This is a genomic window from uncultured Methanobrevibacter sp., assembly GCF_937906425.1.
Lineage (GTDB): Archaea > Methanobacteriota > Methanobacteria > Methanobacteriales > Methanobacteriaceae > Methanobrevibacter.
Map to the genome: position 1 here is coordinate 1 of NZ_CALCYR010000183.1, position 7,805 is coordinate 7,805.

At 31.7% G+C, this 7,805-nt stretch carries 6 protein-coding genes; all 6 read left to right on the plus strand.

Features of this window, described 5'->3' with window-relative positions:
• The first annotated feature begins 219 nt into the window (after positions 1 to 219).
• The 6 genes from Q0138_RS05265 (at position 220) to Q0138_RS05290 (ending at position 7,606) form a co-directional block, all read left to right on the plus strand.
• Complete coding sequence (locus tag Q0138_RS05265; protein WP_297981782.1) at positions 220 to 1,479, plus strand: nucleotide sugar dehydrogenase; 1,260 nt, start codon at positions 220 to 222, stop codon at positions 1,477 to 1,479.
• A 322-nt stretch (positions 1,480 to 1,801) separates the two neighbouring features.
• Positions 1,802 to 3,076 (plus strand): homoaconitase large subunit, encoded by a 1,275-nt coding sequence (hacA, locus tag Q0138_RS05270; RefSeq protein ID WP_297981784.1) that lies wholly within the window; start codon positions 1,802 to 1,804, stop codon positions 3,074 to 3,076.
• Positions 3,077 to 3,089: 13 nt separating this feature from the next.
• A complete protein-coding gene (locus tag Q0138_RS05275) occupies positions 3,090 to 3,578 on the plus strand; it encodes a 3-isopropylmalate dehydratase small subunit (protein ID WP_297981785.1) in 489 nt (162 codons plus the stop codon).
• A gap of 144 nt (positions 3,579 to 3,722) precedes the next feature.
• A complete protein-coding gene (locus Q0138_RS05280) occupies positions 3,723 to 4,706 on the plus strand; it encodes an isocitrate/isopropylmalate family dehydrogenase (RefSeq protein WP_297981787.1) in 984 nt (327 codons plus the stop codon).
• A 267-nt stretch (positions 4,707 to 4,973) separates the two neighbouring features.
• Positions 4,974 to 6,476, plus strand: coding sequence for a hypothetical protein (locus Q0138_RS05285; RefSeq protein ID WP_297981789.1), 1,503 nt, complete (start codon positions 4,974 to 4,976; stop codon positions 6,474 to 6,476).
• A gap of 134 nt (positions 6,477 to 6,610) precedes the next feature.
• Positions 6,611 to 7,606, plus strand: a complete 996-nt coding sequence (locus Q0138_RS05290) for a glycosyltransferase family 2 protein (RefSeq protein WP_297981790.1) — start codon at positions 6,611 to 6,613, stop codon at positions 7,604 to 7,606.
• The last annotated feature ends 199 nt before the right edge of the window (positions 7,607 to 7,805 follow it).

A 7,805-nucleotide genomic window follows, 5' to 3' on the forward strand; every position in this document is an offset into this window, starting at 1 on the left:
CTCTCAAATTCTATTTCAAAATACTCTCAAATTCTATTTCAAAATACTCTCAAATTCTAATTTTATTAATATTTATATTAAATAAAATCGAAATATATAAATTGATAAACTATTAATTTAAAGAAAAATCAGGCAATAATTTAAAATTATTGCAAATCAACTAACAAAATAAAAGAAAATGATTATAGAATTATTTAAAAAAAATTCAGGGCGATAATTATGAAAATTTGTATTGTAGGACAAGGTTATATCGGATTGCCAACTGCAGCATTGTTTGCTAAAAAAGGATGTGAAGTCATTGGAGTGGATATAAACGAAAAGATTGTAGAAAAACTAAACCAGGGAATAGCCCATATAGAAGAACCGGGCATTTCCGATGCAATCAATAATGCTGTTGAACAAGGCCATTACAGTGCTTCCCTAAAACCTGAAGAGGCAGACACATTCATAATAACAGTGCCTACACCTTATGTTAAGGAAGACTTAAGCTGTGACTTAAGCTATGTCATATCTGCATGCAATTCAATTTTAGATGTTTTAAATAAAGGAAATGTAGTTATTATAGAATCTACCATAGCTCCAATGTCTACAGATGAAATAATCAAGCCTATTTTTGAAAATGAAGGCTATAAAATTGGAGAAGATTTGTTCCTTGCTCACTGCCCTGAAAGAGTTCTTCCCGGACAAATCATGGAGGAATTGGTAAACAACAATAGAATCGTTGGAGGAATAACTCCAGAATGTAGTAAAAAAGCTGCAGATGTTTATAGAACCTTTGTAAAAGGAGAAATAATTGAAACCGAAGCTAAAACTGCAGAATTATCAAAATGTATGGAAAATACATTTAGAGATGTAAACATTGCACTTGCTAACGAACTTGCTAAAATATGTGCTGAAATTGGAGTTAACGCACTTGACGTTATTGAAATGGCTAATAAGCATCCAAGAGTAAATATACACTCTCCAGGACCTGGTGTTGGAGGACACTGTTTGGCAATAGATCCTTACTTCATCTATGCAAAGGCACCTGAAACAGCAAAGATAATCAAGTTGGCAAGGGACACCAATAACAGCATGCCAGGATTTGTTATTGAAAACACTGGAAAAATCCTATCAAAGCTTGATGAGGATGGAGAAAAGATTTCAGTTCTTGGAGTTGCATACAAGGGAAATACAGATGATGCAAGGGAAAGTCCTGCATTTGAAATAATAGCTGGATTAAAGGCTGCAGGATATGAAATAGTTATTCACGACCCTCACTTTGACAATCCTGAATACAAGGACCTTGAAGAGGCAACAAAAGACTCCTCAATGGTTTTAATTTTAAGCGACCACAATCAATTCAAGGAACTTGATTACGAATTATTGATAAATAATATGAAAACCCCTATTATTTTCGACACTAAAAACATAATAAAGGAAGTTCCAGAGGAAATCACTTTAATAAACTATGGAAACTTGTATAAATTTATTAATTAAGTAGGATTAGAATTAAAGAGTAAAAATCCATATTCATATTAATTAATTTATCAAAAAAACCATAAAAAAGCAAAAAAACTAAAAAAATTTAAAATTCATGTTCATTTTAATTATAAAAACAACTGGCTAACTTAAACAAGAATTTTAAGTTTATTAATAATTTTTTTAAACTTAAAATTAATTTTTATTAATACAAACAATTTTAAAAAATTCTTTGTAAAATAAGAAGAAATAAAAATAAAATTAAAATAAAAATTCTTTGTAAACAGAACAAAAGAATAAAAACAAAAAATTTATTTAAAACTCTACAAAGGGTGTTAAAATGTCTACAATTGCTGAAAAAATATTAGCAAGAGCTTCTGGTAAAGGAGAAGTAGAGGCTGGAGAAATAGTTATGGCGGATATTGACATAGCCATGATTCATGATTTAACTGGACCTCTTGCAGTTGAATCATTCAATAAAATAGGAACTGAAAAGGTCTGGGACCCATCAAAAATAGTTATTCCATTTGATCATCAGGTTCCTGCAGATTCTCTAGACTCAGCAAACAATCATATCTTTATGAGGAATTTTGTCAAGGCGCAAAATATAGAAAACTTTTATGATGTTAACGAAGGAGTGTGCCATCAGGTTTTACCTGAAAAGGGCCATGTGCTTCCAGGTACATTAATTGTAGGTGCAGACTCACATACATGTACATATGGAGCATTGGGAAGCTTTTCCACAGGAATCGGTTCAACAGATATGGCAATGGTTTTATCAACAGGACAGTTATGGTTTAAGGTTCCTGAAACAATCAGATTCAATGTAGAGGGAAAGCTAAAGGAGAATGTTTCTGCAAAGGATGTGATTTTAAATATTATCGGCCAGGTTGGGGCTGATGGAGCCAGTTACAAATCCTGCGAATTTGCAGGAGAGACCATTTCCGAGATGAACATCTCACAAAGAATGGTATTGTCAAACATGGCCATTGAAATGGGTGGAAAAACCGGAATTATAGAACCTGACACAAAAACCTACCACTACTTGGAAAATAGAGTCAGCGAAAAAAATAAGGCCAGATTAAATGCATTCAAGAAAAAATCCAATTTAAAAACTGATTTAGACTCTGCAAGCCTTGAAATCATTGATATTGATGTTTCAAACCTTGAGCCACAGGTAGCATGTCCTCACAATGTGGATAATGTAAAGCCTGCAAGTGAATTGGACATTGAAATAGACCAAGTATTTATCGGTTCATGTACAAACGGCAGAATTGAGGACTTAAGGGATGCTGCAAAAATCCTTAAGGGAAATAAGGTAGCTAAAGGTACAAGAATGCTAATAATTCCTGCTTCAAGAGAGATTTATCTCAATGCATTAAATGAGGGTTTAATCAAGATATTCATCGAAGCTGGAGCATTGGTTTCTGCACCATGCTGCGGACCTTGCCTTGGAGGCCATACCGGACTTATCGGTCCTGGAGAGGTCAGTCTTTCAACCTCAAACAGAAACTTTAAGGGAAGGCAAGGCAGTCCTGAAGGGGAAGTTTACCTATCCTCTGCAAAAGTGGCTGCATGGTCTGCAATAGAAGGAAGAATAAGTGTAAAAGAGTAAATTGAGGGTTTTTATGAAAGGGAAAGTATGGAAATTTGGAAATGACATTGATACAGACATTATTCTTCCAGGAAGATATTTGATTTATACAGATGAGGAAACATTGTCAAAACATTGTATGGAAGGTTTGGACAGTGATTTTAATGAAAAGGTTAATCCTGGAGACTTTATTCTTGCAGGAAAAAACTTTGGATGCGGATCCAGTAGGGAACACGCTCCAATAGCCATTAAGGGCTGTGGAATATCAGCAGTGATTGCTGAATCATTTGCAAGAATTTTCTATAGAAATGCTACAAATATTGGAATTCCGCTTTTGGAAGCTCCTGGAATTAGTGAAGCAATTAGTCAAGGGGAGGAAATTGAAATTGATATGGAAAAGGGAATTATCATATCAGAAAGTAAAAAGGAATATCCATTTAAGAAATTGCCTCCATTCATGCTTGAAATACTTGAATCAGGCGGACTAATAAATTATTTAAGAGAAAAAAACGAAGAAAACTAGAATATTATTAAACTTTAAAAAATATTGATTGATTAAAATTAATTAAAAACAATTAGAAAATAAAAAAATTAAAAATTAAAAAACAATAAAAAAATTGATTAAAATTAATTAAAAGACCAATTAGAATAAAAAAGAGGGTTAAAAATGTACAATATTGCAGTTATTCCCGGAGACGGAATAGGTAGGGAAGTAATGGAAGTTACAATAGACATCCTAAAATCATTGGATATTGAATTTGATTTTAAATTTGGTGAAGCTGGAGACGAATGTCTTGAAAAGACTGGAGTGGCTTTACCTGATGAAACAATCGAACTTGCTAGAAACTCAGATGCTTGTTTGTTTGGAGCTGTTGGAGAAACTGCAGCAGATGTTATTGTAAAACTTAGACAGGAATTGAACCTATTTGCAAACCTAAGACCTGTAAAATCCTATCCAAACACAAATGCCCTTTTTGAAAATCTGGACTTTATGATAGTAAGGGAAAATACAGAAGGAATGTATATTGCAAAAGAGGAATCCTATACAGAGGAAGGAGCTGTTGCAAACAGAATAATTACTAGAAAAGCTTCAAATAGAATAATTGATTATGCTTTCCAATATGCAAGAGACAACGGCAAATCCAAGGTGACAGGAGTTCACAAGGCCAATGTATTAAAGAAAACAGACGGACTCTTTAGGGAATGCCTATATGATATTGCTGAAAAATATGATGACATTGAAGTTGAGGACTTCTATGTTGATGCAACTGCAATGTACCTGATTACAAGACCTGAAAGCTTTGAGGTAATTGTAACCACAAACCTCTTTGGAGACATCTTATCTGATGAGGGAGCAGGCCTTGTTGGAGGATTGGGAATGATTCCATCTGGAAACATTGGAGAGAAAACTGGATTGTTTGAACCAGTGCACGGCTCTGCACCGGACATTGCAGGTCAAGGAATAGCTAATCCAATTGCAATGCTATTGTCCGCATGCATGATGTTGAATTTCCTTAAGGAGTATGAAGCAGAAGAAAGATTAAATAATGCTGTTTTAGAAGTTTTAAAAGAAGGAAAAATACTTACTCCGGACCTTGGAGGAAATGCAAGCACTAAAGAAGTCGCTGCCCACATTAAAGAATTCTTATAAATTAAATCATTGCTTTAAAAAGTTTTATAAATATAAAACAATTAAAGAGTTCATTAAAAAACAATAATTAATAAATTCATTTAAAGAACAATTAAACTAAAAAAAATATAAAATAAATAAGTTAATTTAAAGACCAATTAAACTAAAAAAAATTAAAAAAATAACTTATCTAAAAAATACTAAAAAATAAAAAAAAGTCATTTAAAGCCCAATAAACTACTAAAAATAAAAAGCCAGAAATATTTCAATAAAATGTGAGGAAAATTTATGAAAGATCAAAACCCTGAAATTGATGAATTGCTAATCTGTTACAAGTTTCCTCCTACAACACGTGTAAGTGGAATAGTCTTTGCAAAAAGATTAATTGTCAGTAAAAAAACAGTAGACCTTATCCAAGGCCCGATAGATGAAGAAAACCTTGATGAAGACTTTAACAAAATTGTAGACGAATTTGTTGCAAAAAGAATGATTGTAAAAAGCAAAATCAAGGCACTTAACTGGAAAAGCATTAGCACATTTAATGAAAAAGGATTAAAGGAACTTGAAAGCTCCGGCAAAGAGTATAAAAAAATATACAGCCGTGCAGGAAGTCACGAATCCAATTTCCTATCTTTGGAATATAAACTGAAACATCCAAAAACATTCTGGTCTGCTGAATTTTCAGATCCGTTAAGAACCACAATTGAAAACACAAAAAGAGGCTCTGTAAAAAACAAGGGGCTTTATCCAGATAATGATTACATAGAAAGAATTAATGAAGAGATAAACTCAATCAATAAAGAAAGAGAATCAGAAAAGAAGGCAGAACTTGAGCTGATTTCAAAGGATGACAACCTATTTGTATTATGTGAATATTTGGCTTTCCTATTTGCAGATGAACTTGTATTTACAAATGAAAATCAAAAGGAAATGATGTTAAGCCTTTATTCAGATGATGTAAAGGAGCTTGTTGATTCAAAATCAAGAATCAGCGTTCACCCTACACTTGATGAGGAATACTACCACAAGGTCGAATCAGACTATGAGATTGACTCAAGTTACATCAATTTCGGATACTTCGGCACATATCTTGGAAGAAGACATTTGGAATATATCTATTATGCCTTTGAAACCTTAAATCCAAAGGTGAAGGACAAGTATAGGATACATATCTTCACTCCAAACCATGGCTCATTAAAGAAACTTACAAGAAATTTGGAAATTGGAGAAAACATTGTTTTGCATAAAACAGCACCACTCCTTGAATTTTTAAATCTTACCACTAAATTCGATGTCTTGATTGTAAATGACCTAAACACATATGATAATTTTGAAAAGAATCCATTCCTTCCATCAAAATTGGCTGATTACATTGGAAGCGGAAGGGACATTTGGGCCATTTGCGAAGATGGAAGCATAATGAGCAAATATGATTTAAAATACAAGTCAGACGTTTCAGACTATAATTCATCTTTAGAGACCTTGAAAAAGATCTTTGAAGAAAAGCTGGATGAGGAGATTGATTTTGCAAATATCAATCCAGAGAAAAGCTTAAGCAAATACTTTGAAAAAAGAGTTTATGAGTTAAACGGAGTAATCGAAGCTGACGAATATCAAAACGACAATTTAAAGAAAAAGGCAAAGGAAAATAAAGCAAAGATCTCTAAATTGGAAAAAAAGAACAAGAAATTAGCTAAGGAAATCAAGGAAACAAAGGCAACTAAAGGTTGGATTAAGTACAAATCCAAAAACATTTACAATAGAACCTTAAAAAAGAAAATTAACAATTAAAAGGCAATTCTAATTGAAAAGCCTTAAAAATAGCTAAAAATTAATTAAAAATTATTAAAAATACTTTAAAAATAATTAAAATTTAAACTTATTAAAGAGTTTAAGCTAATTTAAAAGATTATTTGGTGATTTAAATGTCTAAACCAAAAATTTCAATGATACTATCAGCATACAATGAAGAAAAATTCATTAGACAAGCCATTGATAGTCTAATAAACCAAAGCTTAAGGGATATTGAAATAATCATAGTAAATGATGGTTCTACAGACAGCACTGGCCAAATAATTAATGAATATCAAAAAAATGATTCCAGAATAAAGGTCATAAACCATGAAAACATAGGTCTTGGAGCTAGCCGTAACAGAGCGATGGAAATAGCTAAAGGAGAATACATCGGTTTTCTTGACGGAGATGACTGGTTTACACTTGATGCTCTTGAGACAAGCTATAATGAGGCTAAAAAATATGACACTGACATGACCATGTTTCAGATGATCAACTATGATGATGAAACTGAAAGGGTTTATGAAAACGACTGGTTTAACCTAAACAATCTTGATGAAAGTTTTGACAATTGTGTCTTTGGACCTGAAAAGACCAAGGACTTTTTATTTGATCTTTCAGTAAGTTCATGTCAAAAAATCTATAAAAACACTTTTCTAAAGGAAATAGATGCAAAATTCCCTGAAGGAATATATTTTGAAGACATGCCTTTCTTTTTCTATGTATACCTTAAATCCAAAAGGATTTCAATTATCAGAAAGCATTTCTATTACAGAAGAAAGCATAATGCCTCAATAACCCATGTTGTAGACGGAAACTATCTTGACACCGTCCCTGCAGGAGTTGAACTTATGAAGAGATTTATTGAAAATGGATTCTATGAGGATTATAAGTTCGATCTCTTGGCATACAAAATAAACGGTCCTAGAATGGCCTTAATGGACATTTCTGAAGAATATAAGAAACCTTTATTCAATCTAATAAAGGAAGACTATGAAAAAATAAAAGAAACCCCATATTATCAAGACTTTTTAGACAATTTAGGACCTAAAAAGAAAAAATTCTTCCTCGACGTTTTAAAATACGAAACATATGAAGAGTTTAAAAGTGAAAATCCCGAATACTAATTTTAATAAAAATAAAAAAATTAATAAAAAACTAAAAAAAATCTAAAAAAAACTAAGAAAAAAACTAAGAAAAAAACTAAAAAATCTTAATAAAAAATCTAATAAAAATAACATTTATATAATTTTACAATAATATATTAAAATATTTTTAAATTTATATAAAATTTTTTAAAATTATAAAACTTATAAAGATTATAAA